At 71.0% G+C, this 20582-nt stretch carries 28 protein-coding genes and 2 tRNA genes; 17 read left to right on the plus strand and 13 right to left on the minus strand.

Annotated features, from left to right (window positions below):
- Positions 1 to 7 precede the first annotated feature (7 nt).
- Together Q9250_RS12535 and Q9250_RS12540 are read right to left on the minus strand one after the other, a co-directional pair.
- Complete coding sequence (locus Q9250_RS12535) at positions 8 to 1423, minus strand: cytochrome ubiquinol oxidase subunit I (RefSeq protein ID WP_306232213.1); 1416 nt, start codon at positions 1421 to 1423, stop codon at positions 8 to 10.
- 99 nt (positions 1424 to 1522) lie between these two features.
- Positions 1523 to 2179, minus strand: coding sequence for a TetR/AcrR family transcriptional regulator (locus tag Q9250_RS12540; RefSeq protein ID WP_306232214.1), 657 nt, complete (start codon positions 2177 to 2179; stop codon positions 1523 to 1525).
- A gap of 66 nt (positions 2180 to 2245) precedes the next feature.
- Here Q9250_RS12540 and Q9250_RS12545 point away from each other — a divergent pair, with 66 nt between their 5' ends.
- The 5 genes from Q9250_RS12545 to Q9250_RS12565 are packed head-to-tail and all read left to right on the plus strand — an operon-like array spanning position 2246 to position 5305.
- Positions 2246 to 2920: an SOS response-associated peptidase gene (locus Q9250_RS12545; RefSeq protein WP_422665045.1), complete on the plus strand. Its 675-nt coding sequence runs from the start codon at positions 2246 to 2248 to the stop codon at positions 2918 to 2920.
- Positions 2921 to 2973: 53 nt separating this feature from the next.
- The gene (locus Q9250_RS12550) at positions 2974 to 4011 is read left to right on the plus strand and encodes an App1 family protein (protein WP_306232216.1); all 1038 of its coding nucleotides are present in this window, start codon (positions 2974 to 2976) and stop codon (positions 4009 to 4011) included.
- A complete protein-coding gene (locus Q9250_RS12555) occupies positions 4008 to 4433 on the plus strand; it encodes an NUDIX domain-containing protein (RefSeq protein WP_306232217.1) in 426 nt (141 codons plus the stop codon). The genes Q9250_RS12550 and Q9250_RS12555 overlap by 4 nt, the downstream gene beginning before the upstream one ends.
- A gap of 46 nt (positions 4434 to 4479) precedes the next feature.
- Positions 4480 to 4818, plus strand: a complete 339-nt coding sequence (locus tag Q9250_RS12560) for a PadR family transcriptional regulator (protein ID WP_306232218.1) — start codon at positions 4480 to 4482, stop codon at positions 4816 to 4818.
- A 4-nt stretch (positions 4819 to 4822) separates the two neighbouring features.
- Positions 4823 to 5305: an HAAS signaling domain-containing protein gene (locus tag Q9250_RS12565; RefSeq protein ID WP_306232219.1), complete on the plus strand. Its 483-nt coding sequence runs from the start codon at positions 4823 to 4825 to the stop codon at positions 5303 to 5305.
- Here Q9250_RS12565 and Q9250_RS12570 read toward each other — a convergent pair.
- Positions 5302 to 5916 (minus strand): DUF8185 domain-containing protein, encoded by a 615-nt coding sequence (locus Q9250_RS12570; protein ID WP_306232220.1) that lies wholly within the window; start codon positions 5914 to 5916, stop codon positions 5302 to 5304. The genes Q9250_RS12565 and Q9250_RS12570 overlap by 4 nt on opposite strands.
- Before the next feature lie 72 nt (positions 5917 to 5988).
- On the opposite strand from Q9250_RS12570, the gene Q9250_RS12575 reads away from it, so the two are divergent.
- Both Q9250_RS12575 and Q9250_RS12580 read left to right on the plus strand, forming a co-directional pair.
- Entirely contained in the window at positions 5989 to 6873 is an 885-nt protein-coding gene (locus Q9250_RS12575; protein WP_306232221.1) for an acyl-CoA thioesterase, read from the plus strand.
- A 5-nt stretch (positions 6874 to 6878) separates the two neighbouring features.
- Positions 6879 to 7448 carry a GNAT family N-acetyltransferase gene (locus Q9250_RS12580; RefSeq protein ID WP_306232222.1) on the plus strand — a complete coding sequence of 190 codons (570 nt, stop codon included), beginning with the start codon at positions 6879 to 6881 and terminating at the stop codon, positions 7446 to 7448.
- 44 nt (positions 7449 to 7492) lie between these two features.
- Here Q9250_RS12580 and Q9250_RS12585 read toward each other — a convergent pair whose 3' ends face one another.
- The 6 genes from Q9250_RS12585 to msrA all read right to left on the minus strand — a co-directional run bounded on the left by Q9250_RS12585 (position 7493) and on the right by msrA (position 12877).
- Entirely contained in the window at positions 7493 to 9022 is a 1530-nt protein-coding gene (locus tag Q9250_RS12585; RefSeq protein WP_306232223.1) for a CoA-acylating methylmalonate-semialdehyde dehydrogenase, read from the minus strand.
- Positions 9023 to 9133: 111 nt separating this feature from the next.
- The gene (locus tag Q9250_RS12590; RefSeq protein WP_306232224.1) at positions 9134 to 9589 is read right to left on the minus strand and encodes an acyl-CoA thioesterase; all 456 of its coding nucleotides are present in this window, start codon (positions 9587 to 9589) and stop codon (positions 9134 to 9136) included.
- Complete coding sequence (gene ettA / locus Q9250_RS12595; protein WP_306232225.1) at positions 9589 to 11271, minus strand: energy-dependent translational throttle protein EttA; 1683 nt, start codon at positions 11269 to 11271, stop codon at positions 9589 to 9591. Before ettA ends, Q9250_RS12590 begins: the two co-directional genes overlap by 1 nt.
- A 4-nt stretch (positions 11272 to 11275) precedes the next feature.
- Positions 11276 to 11731, minus strand: coding sequence for a DUF6993 domain-containing protein (locus tag Q9250_RS12600; protein WP_306232226.1), 456 nt, complete (start codon positions 11729 to 11731; stop codon positions 11276 to 11278).
- A 62-nt stretch (positions 11732 to 11793) separates the two neighbouring features.
- The gene (locus tag Q9250_RS12605) at positions 11794 to 12270 is read right to left on the minus strand and encodes a single-stranded DNA-binding protein (protein ID WP_306232227.1); all 477 of its coding nucleotides are present in this window, start codon (positions 12268 to 12270) and stop codon (positions 11794 to 11796) included.
- 82 nt (positions 12271 to 12352) lie between these two features.
- A complete protein-coding gene (msrA, locus tag Q9250_RS12610; RefSeq protein ID WP_306232228.1) occupies positions 12353 to 12877 on the minus strand; it encodes a peptide-methionine (S)-S-oxide reductase MsrA in 525 nt (174 codons plus the stop codon).
- Between the two features lie 69 nt (positions 12878 to 12946).
- Between msrA and Q9250_RS12615 the strand changes: the two genes are divergently transcribed.
- Entirely contained in the window at positions 12947 to 13198 is a 252-nt protein-coding gene (locus Q9250_RS12615) for a hypothetical protein (RefSeq protein WP_306232229.1), read from the plus strand.
- Between the two features lie 57 nt (positions 13199 to 13255).
- Here Q9250_RS12615 and Q9250_RS12620 read toward each other — a convergent pair whose 3' ends face one another.
- From Q9250_RS12620 to Q9250_RS12630, 3 genes are all read right to left on the minus strand, one after another.
- Positions 13256 to 13930: a DedA family protein gene (locus Q9250_RS12620; RefSeq protein WP_422665046.1), complete on the minus strand. Its 675-nt coding sequence runs from the start codon at positions 13928 to 13930 to the stop codon at positions 13256 to 13258.
- Positions 13931 to 13939: 9 nt separating this feature from the next.
- The gene (locus Q9250_RS12625) at positions 13940 to 14389 is read right to left on the minus strand and encodes a hypothetical protein (protein ID WP_306232230.1); all 450 of its coding nucleotides are present in this window, start codon (positions 14387 to 14389) and stop codon (positions 13940 to 13942) included.
- Between the two features lie 41 nt (positions 14390 to 14430).
- Positions 14431 to 14503, minus strand: a tRNA-Arg gene (locus Q9250_RS12630).
- A 316-nt stretch (positions 14504 to 14819) separates the two neighbouring features.
- On the opposite strand from Q9250_RS12630, the gene Q9250_RS12635 reads away from it, so the two are divergent.
- From Q9250_RS12635 to Q9250_RS12645, 3 genes are all read left to right on the plus strand, one after another.
- A complete protein-coding gene (locus Q9250_RS12635) occupies positions 14820 to 15461 on the plus strand; it encodes an HAD family hydrolase (protein ID WP_306232231.1) in 642 nt (213 codons plus the stop codon).
- Positions 15462 to 15491: 30 nt separating this feature from the next.
- Positions 15492 to 16115 (plus strand): oligoribonuclease, encoded by a 624-nt coding sequence (gene orn / locus Q9250_RS12640; RefSeq protein ID WP_306232232.1) that lies wholly within the window; start codon positions 15492 to 15494, stop codon positions 16113 to 16115.
- A gap of 75 nt (positions 16116 to 16190) precedes the next feature.
- A tRNA-His gene (locus tag Q9250_RS12645) sits at positions 16191 to 16263 on the plus strand.
- 162 nt (positions 16264 to 16425) lie between these two features.
- Here the strand turns inward: Q9250_RS12645 and Q9250_RS12650 are convergent.
- Positions 16426 to 16710, minus strand: coding sequence for a metal-sensitive transcriptional regulator (locus Q9250_RS12650; RefSeq protein ID WP_016465089.1), 285 nt, complete (start codon positions 16708 to 16710; stop codon positions 16426 to 16428).
- Between the two features lie 98 nt (positions 16711 to 16808).
- Here Q9250_RS12650 and Q9250_RS12655 point away from each other — a divergent pair, with 98 nt between their 5' ends.
- The 6 genes from Q9250_RS12655 to Q9250_RS12680 all read left to right on the plus strand — a co-directional run bounded on the left by Q9250_RS12655 (position 16809) and on the right by Q9250_RS12680 (position 20470).
- Positions 16809 to 16994, plus strand: coding sequence for a hypothetical protein (locus Q9250_RS12655; protein ID WP_016465088.1), 186 nt, complete (start codon positions 16809 to 16811; stop codon positions 16992 to 16994).
- A 175-nt stretch (positions 16995 to 17169) separates the two neighbouring features.
- Positions 17170 to 18582: an MBL fold metallo-hydrolase gene (locus Q9250_RS12660; RefSeq protein ID WP_033107194.1), complete on the plus strand. Its 1413-nt coding sequence runs from the start codon at positions 17170 to 17172 to the stop codon at positions 18580 to 18582.
- A gap of 22 nt (positions 18583 to 18604) precedes the next feature.
- Positions 18605 to 19378: a sulfite exporter TauE/SafE family protein gene (locus Q9250_RS12665; protein WP_033107195.1), complete on the plus strand. Its 774-nt coding sequence runs from the start codon at positions 18605 to 18607 to the stop codon at positions 19376 to 19378.
- A 25-nt stretch (positions 19379 to 19403) separates the two neighbouring features.
- Complete coding sequence (locus tag Q9250_RS12670) at positions 19404 to 19769, plus strand: rhodanese-like domain-containing protein (RefSeq protein WP_016465084.1); 366 nt, start codon at positions 19404 to 19406, stop codon at positions 19767 to 19769.
- Between the two features lie 45 nt (positions 19770 to 19814).
- Positions 19815 to 20192 (plus strand): thioredoxin family protein, encoded by a 378-nt coding sequence (locus Q9250_RS12675; RefSeq protein ID WP_016465083.1) that lies wholly within the window; start codon positions 19815 to 19817, stop codon positions 20190 to 20192.
- Positions 20189 to 20470, plus strand: coding sequence for a YgaP-like transmembrane domain (locus Q9250_RS12680; RefSeq protein ID WP_016465082.1), 282 nt, complete (start codon positions 20189 to 20191; stop codon positions 20468 to 20470). Before Q9250_RS12675 ends, Q9250_RS12680 begins: the two co-directional genes overlap by 4 nt.
- Positions 20471 to 20582: the final 112 nt, after the last annotated feature.

A 20582-nucleotide genomic window follows, 5' to 3' on the forward strand; every position in this document is an offset into this window, starting at 1 on the left:
GCGCCTCCTAGTAGACCGTGACGGGCTGGGACGGCTTGCCGGTGTCGTCGAGCTCGGGCGCCTCCACCGGGCCCTTCTGCGCCGCCTTCTGCATGAGGCGGAACTCGATGACGCCGAGGATGCCGTAGATGAGGGTGAAGGCGATGAGCGAGATGAGCACCTCGACGCCGGTGACACCGGGGCTCACGCCGTCCTCGGTGCGCATCTGCGAGAAGACCAGCCACGGCTGTCGGCCCATCTCGGTGAAGATCCAGCCCACGGTCATGGCCAGCAGCGGCAGGGGCAGGCTCCAGATCGCCACGTTCCACACCCACTTGGGCTGGGTGACGCGCCGCTTGCGCGTGACCCACAGGCCGACGGCGGCGATCGCGAAGGCGAGGAAGCCGAGGCCCATCATCCAGCGGAACGACCAGTAGGTCACCCAGATGATCGGCTTGTAGTCGCCCTCGCCCCAGAGCGCGGTGTACTCGGCCTGCAGGTCGTTGATGCCCTCGACGGTGCCCAACGGGTCGTGGGTCGACAGCAGTGCCAGCAGGTAGGGCACCCGCACCGAGAAGAGCTCGTGCTCGCCATCGGGCGTGCCGAGCGTGAAGAGCGAGAACGAGGCGTCGTAGCCGGATGCGGTGTTGTAGAGGCCCTCGGCCGCGGCCATCTTCATCGGCTGCGCGGCGACCATCGCGATCGAGACCATGTCGCCGGTGATGAAGGTGAGCATGCCGCCGCCGATGACGCTCCACAGGCCCACGCGCAGCGACTTGTACATCATGTCGATGTGCTGGCCGCGCTTCAGGTGCCAGGCCGAGACGCCCACCATGACGGCGCCCGCGACCATGACGGCGGCGAACATCGTGTGCGGGAACGACGCGAGCAGCACCGGGTTGGTGAGCACCGCGCCGATGTCGGTGAGCTCGGCGCGCTCGCGCGCCTCGTTCACGGCGAAGCCGACCGGGTTCTGCATGAACGCGTTCGCGGCGAGGATGAAGTACGCGCTCGCCATCGAGCCCAGCGCCACCATGTAGATCGTCAGCAGGTGCAGCTTGGGCGACAGGCGGTTCCAGCCGAAGATCCACAGGCCGATGAACGTGGCCTCGAACGAGAAGGCGATGAGGCCCTCGAACGCCAGCGGGGCGCCGAACACGTCACCGACGAAGCGGGAGTAGTCCGACCAGTTCATCCCGAACTGGAACTCCTGCACGATGCCGGTCGCGACGCCGATGGCGAAGTTGATGAGGAAGAGCCGACCGAAGAAGTGGGTCAGCTGGAGGTACTCGACCTTGGCGGTGCGCATCCACGCGGTCTGGAACCCGGCGGTCAGCCACACCATGCCGAGGGTGATCGGCACGAAGAGGAAGTGGTAGATCGTGGTGAGCCCGAACTGCCACTGCGAGAGCACCAGCGGGTCGAGCTCCTGCAGGAGCGGCATCACGGGCATGCAACCACCTTTCGCGATACCCATTCAACGCTGAAGGGAGGCTGAACGCGAACGACACGCCGTCGATATCAGATACCTATGAGGACGCCCTCAAGGCTGCGGCGCTGATGCCTCCGGCAGCCCGGGGATGATGGCGCGCAGCCGCTGGTGGAGCAGCTCGGCGCCGAGCTCGAGATAGCGCGGATCGCCGTCGGCGTCGTGCAGGAAGGCATAGGTGACCAGCGCGTCGAGCACTCCGATCGCCACCTCGAGCTCGTTGCGCTGCGCGTCGTCGAACTCGATCCCCCAGCGCTCGTGCAGGTGCTCGGCGACGTCGCCGACGAACATCGGCACCACGGGGTCGCGGCTGACCGGCCCGAGGTCGAGCCCCTCGCCGGCGCGCAGGGAGCGGAACGACGGCACGTCGCGGAACGTGTCGACCATCGCGCCGAGCATCGCGTCGATGGTCGCGGCGACCGACGGCTGCTCGGCCATCAGCACGCGCTCGAGCGCCAGGCGGAGCCGCTCGAGGTTGCGCTCGGCCAGGGCCACCAGCACGGCAACGCGGTCGGGGAAGTAGCGGTAGACCGTGCCGATCGACGCGCCGGCGCGCTCCGCCACCAGCGCGGTCGTGAGGTGCTCGATGCCGTGCTCGACGACGACGGCGGCCGCAGCGTCGAGCAGCGCCTCGATGCGCAGCGCGGCACGCGCCTGCACCGGTTCGTGCCTCACGGTGACCGAAGGTGCGACGGTGCGTCGATCGTTCATGTGCACATCATCGCGCATGGATGGGTCACAGGTGAGAGCATGTCGCCTATGTGCGGACGCTACGTGATGGCCACTCCCGCGAGCGACCTGGTCGCGCTGTTCGAGATCGACGAGCAGGGCGACGGGCTCCCGGAGGCGAACTGGAACATCCCGCCGACCGAGACGGTGCCGATCGTCGTCGAGCCGCAGCCTCGCGACGACTCCCCGCCGATCCGCCGGCTCGAGGCGGCGCGCTGGGGGCTGGTGCCGGCGTGGGCCGACGACGTGTCGGTGGGCGTCCGCGCGTTCAACGCCCGCAGCGAGACGGCGGCCGAGAAGCCGATGTTCCGCGACGCGGTGCAGGGGCGTCGCGCGCTGGTGCCGGCCGATGGCTGGTACGAGTGGCAGAAGCACGGCGACGCGAAGACGGCCTTCTACATCCACGACGACGCGCCGATCTCGTTCGCCGGCCTGTATGCCTGGTGGAAGCAGCCCGACGGCACCTGGCTGCTGTCGACGAGCATCCTCACGACCGCGTCGGCGGGCGAGCTCGCCGCGATCCACGAGCGCATGCCGCTCGTCGTCTCGCCCGAGATGCGGGATGCGTGGCTCGATCCGAGCGAGGACGGCGAAGCCGCGCTCGAGGCGGTCGTGGCGGAGGCGCCGCAGGTCATCGAGTCGCTGTCGATGCACGAGGTCGATCGCCGCGTCGGCAACGTGCGCGAGACCGGACCCGAGCTCATCGCACCCGTCTCCGCGTAGGCCATCGGTCACCCAGTAGGGTCGTCTCGGGTTTCGCGGATCGGGGGTCGTGCATGGAGGAGCTGGTGCCGCTCGCCCTGATCCCTGAGCCGATCAAGCACACCGCCGCACGCATCGAGGACTGGGTGCACGAGCAGCGGGAGGCCGGGGCGCTGCGCTCGGGCAGGCTGCCGGCCATCGTCTCGTATCCCGGCTACGGCGGCGACGGCTGGGTGCGCGTGCTCGCGCGCGTGCTGCTGGTCGAGCCCGGCGGCGAGCGCGGCGCGCAGTACGAGGACGTGCGCGGCTGGCGCTCGTTCACCTCGCTGACGCTCAACGACGTCGACGTCACGATCTCGGGCGCCGGCACGACGCACGTGGTCACGGCCGACCGCGGCGGCGTGGTCGACGCGATCGTGCGCATCCGCCTCGAGCCCGGCTGGCAGACGGTGACCGTCTCGGTCGCCGGCTCCGCGCCCGTCGAGGCGCCGGTGTTCGTCGTGCACCCGGACACCCGCTTCGGGATCGTCAGCGACATCGACGACACCGTGATGGTGACGTCGCTCCCCCGCCCGCTGCTGGCGGCCTGGAACGCCTTCGTGCTCGACGAGCACGGCCGTACCCCCGTGCCCGGCATGGCGGTGCTCTACGAGCGGCTGTCGCAGGCCAACCCGGGCAGCCCCTTCATCTACCTCTCGACCGGCGCCTGGAACGCGGCGCCGGCGATCACGCGCTTCCTCGCCCGCAACCTCTACCCCTCGGGCAGCCTGCTGCTGACCGACTGGGGGCCCACGCACGACCGCTTCTTCCGCTCGGGCAAGGAGCACAAGCGCGCCGAGCTGCGTCGGCTCGCGCGCGAGTTCCCGCAGATGAAGTGGCTGCTGGTCGGCGACAACGGCCAGCACGACGAGGAGCTCTACGGCGAGTTCGCGAACGCGCACCCGCAGAACGTGCGGGCGGTCGCGATCCGCGAGCTCTCCCCGCAGGAGGCGCTGCTCGCCGGTGGCCGCAAGCACGCCGACACCCGCTCGATGCACCCGTGGGTGTGGTCGCCGAACGGCGGCGGCATGGTCAAGGAGCTGCGCGCGATCCCCGACCTCGACGTGCTGTGACCGCCGAGCCGGCCGAGCGCATCCGCCCCATCGCCATCGCGGTCGTGCGCGACGCGGCGGGCGCCCTGCTCGTGACGAGCGCCGTGGATCCGTCGACCGGCCGCACGCTCGCGCGCCCGCCAGGCGGCGGCATCGAGCCGGGCGAGCTGGCCGCCGACACGGTCGTGCGCGAGCTGCTCGAGGAGCTCGGGCTCGAGGTCACCGGGCCCCGGCTGCTCGGCGTGCTCGAGAACGTCTTCCCGTTCGCCGGCCGCACCCTGCACGAGCACGTCTTCGTCTTCGCCGTCGAGGCGGGGGCGGATGCGTCGCTCCCGTCGACCACGGACGCCGGGCACCCGGTGTGGTGGCTCCCCGAAGCCCGCTTCGACGACCCCGAGCTCGACCTCGTGCCCGCAGGTCTGCGGGAGCTGCTGGACCGGTAGCGCCGCGCGCTCGACTTGCTGTGCGTCGCAAGGTATCGTGCGGTGCATGACAGCACCGTCGGCGGCTCCCCAGCTGCGCCGCGGCGTGCTCGGGCCACTCGTGCTGGCGCTGCTCGAGCGGCGTGAGCGCTACGGGCTCGAGATCGTGCGCGAGCTGTCGGCGCTCGACCTCGTGGCCAGCGAGGGCACCGTCTACCCGCTGCTGACCCGGCTGCAGGAATCCGGCGCGATCGCCAGCGAGTGGGTCGTCTCCGACCTCGATCGCCCTCGCCGCTACTACCGGCTGACCGCCGCGGGCCGCGACGAGCTCGCCGCCTTCCGCGGGGACTGGCCGGTGTTCGCGCGCGCCGTCGAGACGATCCTCGCCCCGCCGAACGAAGGATGACGCCATGACCGACGCGACGCTGCCCCTCGAGGCCGAGCTGTACCTGCGCGATCTCGAGCGCGAGGCGGCGGTGCTGCCGCCGCTCGAGCGCGAGCGGCTGCAGGCGCAGATCCGCGAGCACCTCGCGGACGCCCTCGACGAGGAGGCCGATGTCGCCTCGGTGCTGCGGCGGCTCGGCAGCGCACGCGAGCTCGTCGGCGCCGCCGCCCCCGCGGCAGCGCCGCCCACCGTCGGCGACGCTGCGCAGCTGGTGCCCGACGCGCGCGCCGTCGGGTCGTCGGCGGCCTCGGCGCACGCGCCGCTGCTGATCGCCGGCCTCGTCTGCACGCTGCTCGGCTGCCTCGCGCTCCTGTGGGGCGGGCTGATGCTCGCGCTGACCGGCAACCCCCGGTCGATGCTCTTCCCGGCCGCGGCGGTCGTGCTGCTGGCGCCGGGCATCGCGATGCTGCTGCACGTGCGCCGATCGAGGCGCCGCGATCGACGCTAGCGGGCGAGCACCTCGCCGGCACGGCCCGAGGCGCGCACCCACCCGCCCGACTCGGTGACCCGCACGGGCGCGTCGCCCAGGAACCGCATGGCGACGAGCGCCGCCGCCTGGCCCGCGGTCAAGCCGCTCGGGTCGACGACCCGCGCCCACACCGCGCGCTCGGCGCGCCGCCGCACCGCCTCGCCGGGTGAGACCGGCAGCGCCGCCTCGACGTCGGAGGCCGCCTGCGTCGCCAGCTCGCGCACCACCGCGGGCTCGACGTCGCCCGCGAGCGCCCAGCCCGACCGCGGCGGCGAGACCGCGGCCCACGCGGGGCGACCCACGGCATCCGGGATCTCGATGTCGGCCCCCTGCTGCAGCGCGTCGCGCAGCGCGGCCAGCGCGACCACGCCGTCGAAGCGGGCGGGCGCGCGCATGCGGGATGCGCGAGCGACGAGGATCGTCGGCCCGGTGTCGAGCAGACCCGCGGATGCGGTGAGGGGCGTCGTGAGGAGCGCCACGTCGCCGTCGGCCACCAGTCGCACCGTGCCGTCGCCGAAGACGGCGGCCCGGTCGAGCAGCAGGACGAGGTCGGCGCGCGAGCGGTCGTCGAGGGCGAGGATGGCGTGCATGCGCTCTCTAGACTAGGCCGAGCCCGAGGGGCGCCCAGAGCGCTCGCCTCGGCACCGGCTGAGAGGAACCGCATGACCGACCGCATCCGCATGCTGCTCGACACCCTCGACCTCACCGACACGGGCGCCCGCACCAGCGAGGACATCTACACCGGCAACAGCCACCCCATGCCGTTCGGGCGGGTCTTCGGCGGGCAGGTGATGGCGCAGGCCGTGGTCGCGGGCCAGCGCACCGTCGCGGCCGACCGCAGCGTGCACTCGGTGCACGGCTACTTCGTGCGGCCCGGCGACGACCAGCTGCCGATCACCTTCTCGGTGGAGCGGATCCACGACGGGCGCTCGTTCTCGACGCGACGGGTGCAGGCCTACCAGAACGGTGTGCCGATCATGTCGATGATCTCGTCGTTCCAGGACCTCGACGACGGACCCAGCTCGCAGCATCCGATGCCGCAGGGGCTGCCGCGACCGGAGGAGCTGTCGAGCTCGGAGGACCTGCTGGCGCCCTACGCCGGCCACCCGCAGGCGCGCGCCGTCATCGCGCGCCCGTTCGACATCCGTCACGTCGAGGGGCCGGTCTACCTGCCCGATCCCCAGCGGGCGCGGCACGGCAAGCAGCACGTCTGGATCAAGGCGAAGGATCGGCTGCCCGACGACGATGCGCTGCACCGCGCGGCACTCGCCTACCTCTCGGACTACGCGATCCTCGAGCCGATCGTGCGCATGCACGGCGCCGCCTGGACGACGCCGGGCCTCAAGGCGGCGAGCCTCGACCACGCCGTGTGGTGGCACCGCCCGGCGCGCGTCGACGAGTGGCTGCTGCTCGAGCTCGAGACCAGCTCGTCGGGCGGCGGCCGTGGTCTCAGCCACGGGCACGTCTACACCGCCGACGGCACGCACGTCGCGACCGTCGCCCAGGAGGGCATGGTGCGGGTGCCGGCCGACGGCGGCGAAGCCTGATGCCCGTGCAGCCGATCGCACCCGCCGAGGCGATGCGCACCATGCGGGCAGCGCTGCCGCTGCGCACCGAGCGCCTGGTGCTGCGGCTGCTGCGGCCCGACGACCTCGAGGCCGTGCGCGCCTACCGCAACGCCCCCGGTCAGCGGCGCTGGACCTACAACGCCGACCAGACCGAGGCCGAGCTGATGGCGTGGACCGCCGGCGGCGCCCCGGTGTTCCTGCGCGACGGCGACGCCGTGCAGCTGGGCATCGAGCTCGACGGCGCGCTCGTCGGCGACCTGATGGTGCGCATCACCAGCCTGGGCAGCCGCCAGGCGGAGCTGGGCTGGACCGTCTCGCAGGCGGTGCAGGGCAAGGGCGTCGCGACCGAGGCGGCGCGGGCTGCCCTGGAGCTGGCCTTCGCGCTCGGCGCCCACCGCGTGATGGCGCACCTCGACGAGGAGAACGTGGGCTCGCGCAAGGTCGCCGAGCGCATCGGCATGGCGGTCGAGGGCCGGCACGTCGACGACGAGCTCAACCCCGCGACCGGCGAGTACGGCACCTCGCTGATCCTGGCGGTGCGGCGGCCCGCATAGCGAAACGGCGCCCCTCCCCGGAGGAGGAGGGCCGTCGCACTCGGTCAGTCGTGCTGCGGGAAGCCCAGGTTCAGGCCGCCGTGGCTCGGGTCGAGCCAGCGGCTCGTGATGACCTTCTCGCGCGTGTAGAACTCGAACGCGTGCTTGCCGTAGGCCTTGCCCTGACCGAAGATCGAGCGCTTCCAGCCGCCGAACGAGTGGTAGCCGACCGGCACGGGGATCGGCACGTTGATGCCGACCATGCCCACCTGCACCTCGTTCTGGAAGCGCCGCGCAGCGCCGCCGTCGTTCGTGAAGATGGCCGTGCCGTTGCCGTACGGGTTGCTGTTGATGAGCTCGAGGCCCTCCTCGTACGAGGCGACGCGCACGACCGACAGCACCGGTCCGAAGATCTCCTCCTTGTACGCGGCGGAGTCGGTGGGCACGTTGTCGATGAGCGTCGGCTTCAGCCAGAACCCGTTCGGGTCGCCGTCGACCTCGGGATCGCGCCCGTCGACCACCACGTCGGCGCCGTCGTCGCTCGCGGTCTGGATGTAGCCGGCGACCTTGTCGCGGTGGGCGCCGGTGATGAGCGGGCCCATGTCGTTGTCGCGCGTGCCGTCGCCGGTGCGGATCGCCGCCATCTTCTCCTTGATCTTGGCGGTCAGCTCGTCGGCGATCGAGTCGACGGCGACGACGACCGAGATCGCCATGCAGCGCTCCCCCGCCGAGCCGAAGCCCGCGTTCACTGCCGCGTCGGCTGTGACGTCGAGGTCGGCGTCGGGCAGCACCAGCATGTGGTTCTTGGCGCCGCCGAGGGCCTGCACGCGCTTGCCGTGCTTGGAGCCGGTCTCGTAGACGTACTCGGCGATCGGCGTCGAGCCGACGAACGAGATGGCCTGCACGTCCGGGTGGGTCAGCAGCGTGTCGACCGCCTCCTTGTCGCCGTGCACGACGGTGAGCACGCCGTCAGGCAGACCGGCCTCCTGGAAGAGCTCGGCGATGAACACCGCCGCCGACGGGTCCTTCTCGCTCGGCTTGATGACGACCGCGTTGCCGGCGGCGAGCGCGACGGGCGCGAACCACAGCGGGATCATCGCCGGGAAGTTGAACGGGCTGATGATGCCGACCACGCCGAGCGGCTGGCGCAGCGAGTAGACGTCGACGCCGGTCGAGGCGTTCTCGGAGTACTCGCCCTTGGTGAGCAGCGGGAACGCGGTGGCGAGCTCGGCGACCTCGATGCCGCGGGCGATCTCGCCCAGCGCGTCGGAGTGCACCTTGCCGTGCTCGCGCGTGACGATGGCGGCCAGCTCGTCCTTGCGCTGCACGATCAGCTCGCGGAAGCGGAACATGATCGACTGGCGCTTCGCGATCGACAGGTCGCGCCATGCCGGGAAGGCGGCCTTCGCGGTCGCGATGGCCTCGTTGACCTCGTCGGCGCTCGCGAGGCCGACCTCGGAGACGACGCGGCCCAGGGCCGGGTTGTAGACGGGCGCGGTGCGGCCGTGGCCCTCACGGCGCTGGCCGGCGACCCAGTGCGGGATGCGGGTCGGTGCTTCGGTCTGCTCGGTGGTCTCGACGACGGTGTCGGTCATGGTGGAGCTCCTCAGGGGCTGTGCGACGGTGCCCGCCCAGTCTACCGACCCTGTTGTCAGATGTCGCTACCGCGCGTCGCCGCACCCTTCGTGCTCGCGCCGGTGCAGCGCTCAGCTGCGGCGGAACGCGATCGGCGCCTCGAGGTACGGCTCCCAGGCCGCGCGCTCCGCGTCGGTGAGCCGACGCGGTCGGCCCGTCGACGCATCCAGCATCACCACGGTCGTCGATGCCCGCGCGTACACCTCGGTGCGGTCGGGCGAGAGCACCTCGTAGCAGACGACCATGCTGGCGCCGCCCATCTGACCGATCCAGGTGTCGACCACGATCGGCTCCCGGTGGTGCGGGATCTGGCCGAGGTACTCGGCCTCCTGCCGGGCGATCACCGTGATGCTCGTGGCGCCGGCCCCGGCTTCGAGGATGGCGGTGGAGGGCGAGCCCTCGGGCCCGCCCGCCCAGAACGCCGAGATGCGGGCCTCCTCGAGCAGCGTCAGCAACGAGGCGTTGTTGACGTGCCCGTAGGCGTCGAGATCCGACCAGCGGACCCGGACCGGCACCGCGAGGCGCATCAGTCCCTCGTGAGCTTCCGGTACGCCGAGCGGTGCGGCTTCGCGGCCTCGGGCCCGAGGCGCTCGATCTTGTTCTCCTCGTACGCCTCGAAGTTGCCCTCGAACCAGTGCCAGTAGGCCGGGTTCTCGTCGGTGCCTTCGTAGGCGAGGATGTGCGTCGCGATGCGGTCGAGGAACCACCGATCGTGGGTGATCACCACCGCGCAGCCGGGGAACTCGAGCAGTGCGTTCTCGAGGCTCGAGAGCGTGTCGATGTCGAGGTCGTTGGTGGGCTCGTCGAGCAGCAGCAGGTTGCCGCCCTGCTTGAGCGTCAGCGCCAGGTTGAGGCGGTTGCGCTCACCGCCGGAGAGCACCCCGGCCTTCTTCTGCTGGTCGGGCCCCTTGAAGCCGAACTTGCTGACGTAGGCGCGCGAGGGGATCTCGACGTTGCCGACCTGGATGTAGTCGAGCCCGTCGGAGACGACCTCCCACAGGTTCTTGTTCGGGTCGATGTTCGAGCGGCCCTGGTCGACGTAGCTGAGCTTGACGGTCTCGCCGATCTTCAGGTCGCCGCCGTCGAGCGGCTCGAGCCCGACGATCGACTTGAAGAGGGTCGTCTTGCCGACGCCGTTCGGGCCGATGACACCGACGATGCCGTTGCGCGGCAGCGTGAACGAGAGGCCATCGATGAGCTGGCGGTCGTCGAAGCCCTTCTCGATGCCCTTCGCCTCCAGCACGATCGAGCCCAGGCGCGGGCCCGGCGGGATCTGGATCTCGTCGAACTCGAGCTTCTTGGTGCGCTCGGCCTCGGTCGCCATCTCCTCGTAGCGGGCGAGGCGGGCCTTCGACTTCGCCTGGCGGCCCTTCTGGTTGCTGCGCACCCAGTCGAGCTCCTCGGAGAGGCGCTTCGCGAGCTTCGCGTCCTTCTTGCCCTGCACCTGGAGGCGCTCGGCCTTCTTCGCCAGGTAGGTCGAGTAGTTGCCCTCGTAGGGGTAGAGGCGGCCGCGGTCGACCTCGCAGATCCAGCCTGCGACGTGGTCGAGGAAGTACCGGTCGTGCGTGACGGCCATGACGGCGCCGGGGTACTTCGCGAGGTGCTGCTCGAGCCACAGCACGCTCTCGGCGTCGAGGTGGTTGGTGGGCTCGTCGAGCAGCAGCAGGTCGGGCTTCTCGAGCAGCAGCTTGCAGAGCGCGACGCGACGGCGCTCTCCACCGGAGAGGTTCGTGACGGGCCAGTCGCCCGGCGGGCAGCGCAGCGCGTCCATGGCCTGCTCGAGCTGGGAGTCGAGATCCCACGCGTCGGCGGCGTCGATCTCCTCCTGCAGCGTGCCCATCTCGGCCATCAGCGCGTCGAAGTCGGCGTCGGGGTTCGCCATCTCTGCGGAGATCTCGTTGAAGCGGGCGAGCTTCACCGTCAGGTGGCCGAAGGCCTCCTGCACGTTCTCGAGCACCGTCTTCGACTCGTCGAGCTCGGGCTCCTGCATGAGGATGCCGACGGAGTAGCCGGGCGAGAGCTTCGCCTCGCCGTTCGACGGGGTGTCGAGCCCGGCGATGATCTTGAGGATCGTCGACTTGCCCGCACCGTTCGGCCCGACGACGCCGATCTTGGCGCCCGGGATGATCGCGGTCGTGACGTCGTCGAGGATCACCTTGTCGCCCACGGTCTTGCGGGCGCGGACCATCGAAAAAATGTACTCGGCCATGCCCTCAGTCTAGGGCGATCACGTCGCCGACCAGACATCGCCCCCCGCCGAGCGCGGCGACGCGCAGCGCGAGCGGCTCGCCGTCGCCCACCTGGCCGATGAGGCAGCTCTCCCCCAGCAGCACCGCGATCTCGACGAACGTCACGGGCTGGTCGAGCGAATCGCGCTCGTGGGTGCGCTCGATCGCCGAGCGCTCGAAGCCCGCGGCCTCGACCGCGGCGACCAGCGCATCGGGCTGCGCGGGCGACTGCCCCTCGAGCGCGGCGCGGAACGCGTCGAGCTGCGGGTCGGTGGCGGCATCGGTGGCGGGCGCCGTGACCCCGGGGTCGGTCGGGACCGACCCCGGGGCTGCACTGCCGGACGTCGCCTCGGTCGAGGGCGTGGTGGGCTGCGGCTCGGCGGGCGTGCAGCCCGCGAGCGCGAGCGCTGCCACGAGCGCGACTGCGGCAAGCTGGCGCACGCGCCCTCCTTCGGTGCCGGATGAGTCGCTCCAGCCTATGGCTGGCGCGGCGTCGTCCAGGCTCAGAAGACGGGCTCGTCGTCGGGCCGCGGCGCGCCCCAGTCGGACTGCCCGGCGAGCTGCAGCTCACGCTGCGGCTCGCCGCTGGGCAGCGCGTGCTCCGCCTCGCCGGCATGCTCGAGGGCCGGGTCGACCGCGCGACGCTCCCGACGCGACGGCCCGACGCGCAGCGAGTGGCCGATGTGCTCGGCACGGATCCGCACGCTCGTGCCGCGCTTGTCGCCCGACTCCCACTGGTCGACCTTCAGCTTGCCCAGCACCATGACGACATCGCCCTTGCGGAGCGACTCGACGACGTTCGGCGCGATCTTGCCCCACGCCTCGATGGAGTACCAGTTGGTGTGGCCGTTGACCCACTGGTCGCCCTCCTTGCGGCGGGCGGTGCAGCCGAGCCGGAACTCGGCCACCTGGTCTCCGTTGACGGACTTCAGCGCCGGGTCGCCTCCGAGGGACCCGACGACGGTGATTGCATCGTTCATGGGGCCGAGCATGCGTCGCCGCGCGCCCGCCGTGTGCGGGCAGGCGGCCGGCCTGTGGAGAACCCGCTGCGCGGGCGGGCGCTCAGACGCGCAGGTAGTCGGCGAAGCCAGCCCGGATCTTGTTGACCTTCGGCGCTGCCACGGCGAGGCAGTAGCCCTGCGTGGGGTTCTTCGCGAAGAAGTCCTGGTGGTACTCCTCGGCGTCGTAGAAGGCGCCCAGCGGCTCGAGCGTCGTCACGATCTCGCCCGGCCACCATTCGCCCGCGCGCTCGATCGCGGCCTCGAACAGCTCGCGCTCCGCCTCGTCGCGGTAGAACATCGCCGAGCGGTACTGCGTGCCGACGTCGTTGCCCTGGCGGTTCAGCTGGCGCGGGTCGTGCATCGTGAAGAACATGTCGAGCACGACCTGCGTCGGCAGGCGCGCCTCGTCGTAGACGACCTTCACGGCCTCGGCGTGCCCGGTGCGGCCGGTGCACACGGCCTCGTAGCTGGGGTGGGCCGGCTCACCGCCGGTGTAGCCGGAGACGACGTCGTCGACGCCGTCGACGACGCGGTACGCGGCGTCCAGGCACCAGAAGCAACCACCGGCGAGCACGATCTCCTGCATGCTCCGAGCCTAGCCCTCCCGCCTGTGTGGGCGGCCTGACGTAGCGTCTGCGGCATCGAGAGGAGCGTCATGGCCATCATGTCGACTGCACAGCGTCGCACCGCCCCGCAGGCGGCGCACGTCGCCACCCGGCGCGTGCGCGACGACCTCTGGCGCGTGGTCAGCGCATCCGGTCTCGCCCTCGGCTACATCGCGAGGGTCGACGGCCCCGCCGGTTCGCGCTTCGAGGCGCGCAGGCTGCTGCCGGGCGGCACCGCGATGCTGCCGATCGGCTCGGGCTGGGCGCTCGACGACGCCCTCGCATGCTTCACCGGGCCGTGACCGGCCGCCGGCGCAGGCAGCGGAGCGCCGGTGCAGCGGGCCTGCCGTCGAGGCGAGTCACTCGCCGTGGAGCAGGTGCTTGCCCTCCCGGTGGTTCTGACGCATCCGCAGCGCCACGAGGATCACGATCGCCAGCACGACGCCGCCGATCACGACCCACTGCAGCCAGTCCATGTACGGCTCGATCGCGTGGTAGTTCCGGCCCAGCGTCACGCCGATCATGATGAAGATCGTGTTCCAGATGGCCGAGCCGACGAGCGTCAGGCCCAGGAACAGCAGCACCGGCATGCGCTCGATGCCTGCCGGGATCGAGATGAGGCTGCGGAAGATCGGCAGGAACCTTCCGAACAGCACCGTCTTCCACCCGTGCTTCGCGAACCAGGCGGTCGTCTTGTCGATGTCGCTGGCGCGCACCAGCGGCATCTTCCGCGCGATCGCGGCCAGCCGCTCGTGACCGAGCCAGCGCCCGAGCAGGTAGAGCACGAGGGCACCGACGACCGAGCCGAGCGTCGTCCAGATGATCGCCTCGGCGATCGTGAACCCGCCCTGCGCAGCGGTGAAGCCGGCGAGCGGCAGGATCACCTCGCTGGGGATCGGGGGGAAGAGGTTCTCGGCCGCGATCGCGAGGGCGGCGCCGGGAGCGCCGATCGCCTCCATCAGGCCGACGGCCCAGCCGGCGACGCCGGTGAGGTCGCCGGAGTCGGCGGCGGTCTGAGTGAGAGAAGCGAGCACCCAGACAGCCTACGGTCGTCGCCCTGACAGGCTCGGCAAGTAGGCCTCATGCCACGACACCCCTCGGCGCTCGATCGTCACGATCGCATGGCAATTCCGACAGCGCACTTCGCATTTCGCCATCTCCGCCTGGATCATGGCCAACGAACGCCCTCTTCGCACCATGCTTCCGACGCTGGCGACCTTCACGCCGCGCACATGGTCGAACTCCAGCACTCGGATGTCCTTGCAGCCACAGTCCACACAGCCGTTGGAGAACTGGATCATGATCGCGTCGAGCGCCTGCTTGCGCCGAGCTTTCCTGATACGCCGTACGTTCGCCTTGTGCCGAACCGCGTTGTCCCGGTAGTGAGCCTTCTGGCACGCACGACAGTACGAATGCCGGCCGTCCTTGTTGCGCGGGCCTCGGTTGAACTCGCCGACAGGCTTCTCGGTCTGGCACCGCGAGCAGCGTTTCATGGGCGAAGGCTAGAGTGCAGCACTGACAGATCGTGCGGACGCGCCCCCGGCGGGAGTCGAACCCGCGACAAAAGGATTAGAAGGCCTCTGCTCTATCCGCTGAGCTACGGGGGCCCACCCAATCTACCGGCTGGCGCTCGCGCAGCTCGGCGTCGGGCGATCGCTCAGCCTGCTTGCGTCGGGGCTCGGCGATCGGCGCTCGGTCGCGTTCGCGAAGTACCACGACGTTGGCTACGCACCCGGGCCCGACTCGTGGGCGGACGCAGCGGGCGGGGGCTGCTGCGCGTCATCACGCCGGGGACGGCGATGGCCTGGTCGGCGTTCCCGCACGACGTCGCGCTTCCGCTGGTGATCAGGCGCCCGCAGCTCGGTCACGGAGCCGGTGATCGCCTTGACGAGCCCGGACCGACCGCCGTGGCAGGCTGGTGCCATGACCGCCGCACTCCTGTTCGACATGGACGGCACGCTCATCGACTCGGAGCCCGTGTGGCACGAGCAGATGCGCGCCTTCGCGAAGATCCACCGCATCGAGTGGACCACCGAGGACGCCCACTGGACGACGGGGCGCCCCATGATCGAATGGGCAGACCGGATGCGTGACCGCGGCGTCGCGCTCGACCGCGCGTCGATCATCGACACCGTGGCCTCCGCTGTCGCGGACGCGGTGCGCGACGACGTGCCGTGGCTGCCCGGCAGCCTCGCGCTGCTGCAGCGCGTGGCCGACGCCGGCGTCCCCGCGGCGCTCGTCACGAACGCGACCGCCGGCAACGCGCAGGCGCTGCTCGAGGCCGCGCCGGAGGGCGCCCTCCGCTTCGCCGTCTCGGCCGACGACGTGGAGCGCTCGAAGCCCGACCGCGAGCCCTACGCGCTCGCGATACGACGTCTCGGTGCCGACGCATCCGCCTGCATCGCCTTCGAGGATTCGCGCAGCGGCGCGCAGTCGGTCGTCGCCGCGGGTGCCCGGCTCTGGTTCCTGACGACGCAGCTGCCGTCGTCGCCGGTGCCCGCCGAGCGCACGATCGGCACGCTCGCCGACATCGACCACGACGAGCTGCTCTCGCTGCTCGCGTGACCTGCGGTGCCGCGCGCATAGACTCAGCGCGTGGCTGCGAGTGATCGAATCGTCTGGATCGACTGCGAGATGACGGGACTCGACCCCGCGGTCGACGAGCTCGTCGAGGTGGCGGTCGTCGTCACCGACTTCGAGCTCGAGGTGCTCGACCCCGGTCTGCAGGTGGTGATCAAGCCCTCCGATGCGGCGCTCGAGCAGATGAACGACTTCGTGCGGCAGATGCACGCGACGAGCGGGCTCGACCTCGAGCTGCCCCACGGCAAGAGCCTCGCCGAGGCCGAGCTCGAGGTGCTCGCCTATGTGCAGCGCTTCGTGCCGCTGGAGCGCTCCGCGCCGCTCGGCGGCAACACGATCGGCACCGACCGCATGTTCCTGCAGCGCTACATGCCCACGCTCGACGGCTTCCTGCACTACCGCTCGATCGACGTGTCGAGCATCAAGGAGCTCTCGCGCCGCTGGTTCCCGCGCGTCTACTTCCAGTCGCCCGAGAAGGCCGGGGGGCACCGGGCGCTCGCCGACATCCTCGAGTCGATCCGCGAGCTGCGCTACTACCGCCGTGCGGCGTTCACGGACGCGCCCGGTCGCCCGACCGACGAGCTGCAGTCGATCGCGGCGGACGTGGTCGACGGCTTCCGGGATCATCTGCCCGCCTGACACGCGGAAGAGCGCCCGATGCGGCATTGCGTCGCGAGATGTCGTATGCTGTCCTGGTTGCGCTTCGCGCACATGGTGGGTATAGCTCAGCTGGTAGAGCGCCGCCTTGTGGTGGCGGATGTCGCGGGTTCAAGTCCCGTTACTCACCCACAGACGGGTCAGGTGTGAACTTTCGACCAAGGGACCACCCTTGGAGGAAGTTCGCACCTGGCCCTATTTCTTTGCCTCGGCGGCCCACCAGGGAAAAGCATGGCGAGGGCCACACTTGCTCGGCGTGCTTACCGAGGCACGGAGACGCCCGCCGGAATCTCTAAGCGAGCGAGAGGAAGAGCTTCTCCAGCTCGTCGATGCGCTCGCCGTCGCCCGGCTCCTCGGCTAGGCACTCCTTCAGGGCACCGGCGACCACCAGGAAGCCAGCCCGGTCGACGGCCTTCGACACTGCGGAGAGCTGCTGCACGACGTCGCGGCAGTGGGCCTCGTCCTCGACCGCAGCGATGACGGCTGCCAGCTGGCCGTGCGCGCGCCGCAGCCGATTCACGATCTTGCGCTTCGCCTCCGGGTCGTGCGCCGCGACGATGTCTGGGCTGATGCTCATCGGATTCCTCCTGGGTTGACATCCACCATACTCCCCAGGGTATAGTTTGGATACCCCCCGGGGTATTCAACCTTCATCGACACCGCCAGGAGGGCGAGATGTGCAGAGCCGCGAAGTGCAACATCTGCGGGAAGACGACCTGGGCTGGCTGCGGCCAGCACGTGAACGACGTGCGCCGCACGGTCCCGGCATCCGACTGGTGCCCCGGCCGGCACACGCAGCGCGACATCGATGAGGCGAAGGCCTCGCGACCCGGCTTCCTCGCGCGCCTGTTCGGCCGCTGATCCACTGACGAGAGGACATCACCATGTGCGCACGCATCACCTGCGACCGCTGCGGCAAGCCGAGCTGGGCTGGATGCGGCCAGCACGTCGAGGAGGCCCTCGGGGGCGTCCCGGCGGCCGACCGCTGCCACTGCTGACGACTACAACGACGACGACGACGAACAAGGAGAGCATCATGCTGCTGGAGCGCATCTACGACGAGGACCTCGCACAGGCGAGTTACGTCATCGGTTGCCAGGCGACCGGCGAGGCGATCGTGATCGACCCCCGCCGCGACGTCGACGAGTACATGCGACTGGCCGACAAGCACGGCCTGCGCATCGCGCACGTCACCGAGACCCATATCCACGCCGACTACCTCTCAGGCACCCGCGAGTTCGCGGCGCGCACCGGTGCCCGCATGCACGTCTCCGACGAGGGCGGACCCGACTGGACCTACGGCACCGGCTTCGACGACGCCGACCGGATGCACGACGGCGACGAGATCGTCGTCGGCAACGTGACGCTGCGAGCGGTGCACACCCCCGGCCACACGCCCGAACACCTGTCGTTCCTCGTGACCGACGGCGCGCAGGCCCAGGAGCCGGGCTTCATGCTCACCGGCGACTTCGTGTTCGTCGGCGACGTCGGCCGACCGGACCTGCTCGACGAGGCGGCCGGCGGCGTCGACACCCGCTTCGAGGGCGCTCACCAACTCTTCGCGAGCCTGCGCGACCGCTTCCTGACACTGCCCGACTACGTCCAGGTGCTGCCAGCGCACGGTGCCGGCAGCGCGTGCGGCAAGTCGCTCGGCGCGATCGCGGCGACGACCGTCGGCTACGAGCGCGCCTTCTCGTGGTGGGCTCCCTACCTCGCCGCCGACGACGAGCAAGGCTTCGTCGACGAGCTACTCTCCGGCCAGCCCGACGCCCACGCGTACTTCGCCCGAATGAAGTCCCAGAACCGCACCGGCCCCGCGGTGCTCCACCCCCGCGCACCGCTCCCCGAGCGGTCCACTGCGGAGGTGCAGCACCTCCTGGAGCGCGACCTCGCGATCCTGGTGGACACTCGGGACCGCCGGCAGGTGCACGACGGCACCGTGGTCGGTTCCCTCAACATCCCGGGCGCAGCGAAGGCCGCGACCTACGGGGCGTGGGTCTACGATCCGGAGGCGGAGCACCGGCCGCTCGTTCTCCTCGCGGACGACCGCGAGGAGGCGGAGCGGATGCGCGACCACCTCGTGCGGGTCGGCATCGACGCCGTCGACGGTTTCATCCGCTCCCTCGACGGGCTCGAGCTGGTGCAGCCCCGACTGCTGCAGCCGGAGGAGCTCGACGGCCTCGCCGACGTGAACCTGGTCGACGTGCGCGGCAGCTCCGAGCACGCCGACGGGCACATCCCCGGCTCCGCGCACCTCAGCGGCGGCCGCGCGCTGTGGCACCTCGACGAGTTGCCCGCGGACGGCACCGTCGTGACGTACTGCCAGAGCGGCGTGCGCAACAGCGTCGTCGCCAGCGCACTGCGCCGGGCCGGCGTCGACGTCGTCGAGCTCGACGGCTCCTACCTCGGGTGGCTCCAGACAACCGGGCGCGAGCCGGCGACCAGCTGACCGCCGAGGATCGAGGCGCCCGATGACGCCGACCGCCACCATCGCCGTTCTTGCGCTCGCCCTGCTGGTCGGCATCAGCCTCGGCCTGCTGGGCGGCGGCGGCTCGATCCTCGCCGTGCCCATCCTGACCGCCGTCGGCGGCGTGGAGCCGCGAGCCGCCATCGCGTCGTCACTGCTCATCGTCGGCACGACGAGCGCCCTCGGACTGCTGCAGCACGCTCGCGCGGGCCGCGTGCGCTGGCGTGTCGGGGTAGTCTTCGGAGCGGCCGGTGTCGTCGGCGCGCTCGTCGGCGGGCTGCTCGGCCGCACGCTGCCCCCAGGCGTGCTCATGGTGCTGCTCGCCGGCACGATGATCGCCGCCGCGGTGGCGATGCTTCGCCGGCGCCCGCGTCACGACCGGGCGGAGCCCGCTCGGCCGCGCATCGCCCTCGTCCTCGTGCTCGGAACGGTTGTCGGCTCACTCGCCGGGCTGGTCGGCGCGGGGGGCGGCTTCCTCATCGTCCCCGCGCTGATCCTGCTCGCCGGCCTGCCCGCGTCGGCCGCGATCGGCACATCCTTGCTCGTCATCGCGATGCAATCGCTCGCCGGGCTCGCGGCCCAACCAGCACTCCCCGACATCCCCTGGGCGCTGGTGCTGCCGTTCACCGCAATCGCCGTGGCGGGCTCCTTCCTCGGCTCGGCGCTCACCGGCCGCATCCCCGAACGGGCACTGCGCACCGGATTCGCGGTGCTCGTGCTCAGCGTGGCCGTCGCGCTGCTCGTGCAGCAGCTCGCGCTCCACCTCCCGCTCACCTGAACGACACCGCTCACCGGAGAACACCATGACCAGAACCCAGCTCGCCGGCCTCGCCGGCCTCGCGCTCGCCGCCGTCACGACAGGCTGCGCATCGACGCCCCCTGGCAGCGTCGCAGCTCCAGCGGACGCCGTCGTCATCGACGTGCGCACCGCGCCCGAGTTGGCATCCGGTCACCTCGACGGCGCGGTCCTCCTCGACGTGTCGAACGGCGACCTCGCCGCGGCACTGCCCTCGCTCGACCCTGATGCGCCCTACTTCGTCCACTGCAGGTCCGGCAGCCGGTCAGCACAGGCGGTCGCGCTCATGCGCGAGGCCGGCTTCGCGGACGTCACCGACCTCGGCGCGCTCAAGAGCGCGTCAGCGGCGACCGGCCTCGCAATCGGGCGCTGACGCCGGCCCATCCGACCATCACCGATCCAGGGAGCAACCCCGAACATGACCACGCGTGACATCACCATCGAAACGATCGACTCGACCATCGCCGGCGACGGCATGGTGCTCCTCGACTTCTGGGCGGCATGGTGCGGCCCCTGCCGCAGCTTCGCGCCCGTCTTCGACCGAGCTGCCGCGTCGAACACCGACATCGTGTTCGGTAAGGTCGACACCGAGGACCAGCAGCAGCTGGCCGCGGCGTTCCGCATCACGTCCATCCCGACGCTCATGGCCTTCCGCGACGGGATCCTCGTCTTCTCGCAGCCCGGCGCGCTGGGCCAGGCCCAGCTCGACAGCCTCATCGCCGGCGTCCGCGCGCTCGACATGGACGACGTGCGCCGCCAGGTCGCCGAGCAGCGCGCAGCCGCCGAGGCGCCGTGACTTCCCGCCGCCGCGCCCCGGTCTGCGCTCCGGGAAGCATCGAACGCGTCGTGCAGGCCGCTGTCGGCGCGCTGACCGGCGCGTTCGCGCTCAGCAACCTGCACGACGCGCCGCTCGCCATCGCCGCCACGCTCGGCGCTGCGCTCCTCCTCACCGGCGCAGTCCGCGGCTGGTGCCCGGCATCGCTGCTCGCGCGAGTCAGTGCCACCGCCGCAGAGCACAACACGCTTGGCATCCCCGAAGCCCGCCAGCCGCTCGACCAGCGAGGCCCCCGCTAGAGCGCAGGCTTCAGCCGCCCCCTCGTGCTGCCTCGCCGATTGCTAGTCGTCGAGGACGTGTCGTGGGCCGTCGGTTCCGATGACGAGGGCTCCGGCGCAGTGCGCCGAGACG

This window comes from Agrococcus beijingensis, from assembly GCF_030758955.1.
Classification (GTDB): Bacteria; Actinomycetota; Actinomycetes; order Actinomycetales; family Microbacteriaceae; genus Agrococcus; species Agrococcus beijingensis.

Excerpts from the sequence above, each read along its gene's own strand:
- Q9250_RS12605 (WP_306232227.1), bottom strand. The coding sequence starts at position 12,270 with ATGAACGATGCAATCACCGTCGTCGGGTCCCTCGGAGGCGACCCGGCG.
- Q9250_RS12590 (WP_306232224.1), bottom strand. The coding sequence starts at position 9,589 with ATGCGCCTCGCGGTGCCGGTCCGGGTCCGCTGGTCGGATCTCGACGCC.
- Q9250_RS12545 (WP_422665045.1), top strand. The coding sequence starts at position 2,246 with ATGGCCACTCCCGCGAGCGACCTGGTCGCGCTGTTCGAGATCGACGAG.
- Q9250_RS12655 (WP_016465088.1), top strand. The coding sequence starts at position 16,809 with ATGTGCAGAGCCGCGAAGTGCAACATCTGCGGGAAGACGACCTGGGCT.
- Q9250_RS12615 (WP_306232229.1), top strand. The coding sequence starts at position 12,947 with ATGGCCATCATGTCGACTGCACAGCGTCGCACCGCCCCGCAGGCGGCG.
- Q9250_RS12675 (WP_016465083.1), top strand. The coding sequence starts at position 19,815 with ATGACCACGCGTGACATCACCATCGAAACGATCGACTCGACCATCGCC.
- Q9250_RS12660 (WP_033107194.1), top strand. The coding sequence starts at position 17,170 with ATGCTGCTGGAGCGCATCTACGACGAGGACCTCGCACAGGCGAGTTAC.
- Q9250_RS12560 (WP_306232218.1), top strand. The coding sequence starts at position 4,480 with ATGACAGCACCGTCGGCGGCTCCCCAGCTGCGCCGCGGCGTGCTCGGG.
- Q9250_RS12550 (WP_306232216.1), top strand. The coding sequence starts at position 2,974 with ATGGAGGAGCTGGTGCCGCTCGCCCTGATCCCTGAGCCGATCAAGCAC.
- Q9250_RS12635 (WP_306232231.1), top strand. The coding sequence starts at position 14,820 with ATGACCGCCGCACTCCTGTTCGACATGGACGGCACGCTCATCGACTCG.
- Q9250_RS12535 (WP_306232213.1), bottom strand. The coding sequence starts at position 1,423 with ATGCCGCTCCTGCAGGAGCTCGACCCGCTGGTGCTCTCGCAGTGGCAG.
- ettA (WP_306232225.1), bottom strand. The coding sequence starts at position 11,271 with ATGGCCGAGTACATTTTTTCGATGGTCCGCGCCCGCAAGACCGTGGGC.
- msrA (WP_306232228.1), bottom strand. The coding sequence starts at position 12,877 with ATGCAGGAGATCGTGCTCGCCGGTGGTTGCTTCTGGTGCCTGGACGCC.
- Q9250_RS12575 (WP_306232221.1), top strand. The coding sequence starts at position 5,989 with ATGACCGACCGCATCCGCATGCTGCTCGACACCCTCGACCTCACCGAC.
- Q9250_RS12650 (WP_016465089.1), bottom strand. The coding sequence starts at position 16,710 with ATGAGCATCAGCCCAGACATCGTCGCGGCGCACGACCCGGAGGCGAAG.
- Q9250_RS12540 (WP_306232214.1), bottom strand. The coding sequence starts at position 2,179 with ATGAACGATCGACGCACCGTCGCACCTTCGGTCACCGTGAGGCACGAA.
- Q9250_RS12585 (WP_306232223.1), bottom strand. The coding sequence starts at position 9,022 with ATGACCGACACCGTCGTCGAGACCACCGAGCAGACCGAAGCACCGACC.
- Q9250_RS12565 (WP_306232219.1), top strand. The coding sequence starts at position 4,823 with ATGACCGACGCGACGCTGCCCCTCGAGGCCGAGCTGTACCTGCGCGAT.
- Q9250_RS12625 (WP_306232230.1), bottom strand. The coding sequence starts at position 14,389 with ATGAAACGCTGCTCGCGGTGCCAGACCGAGAAGCCTGTCGGCGAGTTC.
- Q9250_RS12670 (WP_016465084.1), top strand. The coding sequence starts at position 19,404 with ATGACCAGAACCCAGCTCGCCGGCCTCGCCGGCCTCGCGCTCGCCGCC.
- Q9250_RS12570 (WP_306232220.1), bottom strand. The coding sequence starts at position 5,916 with ATGCACGCCATCCTCGCCCTCGACGACCGCTCGCGCGCCGACCTCGTC.
- Q9250_RS12665 (WP_033107195.1), top strand. The coding sequence starts at position 18,605 with ATGACGCCGACCGCCACCATCGCCGTTCTTGCGCTCGCCCTGCTGGTC.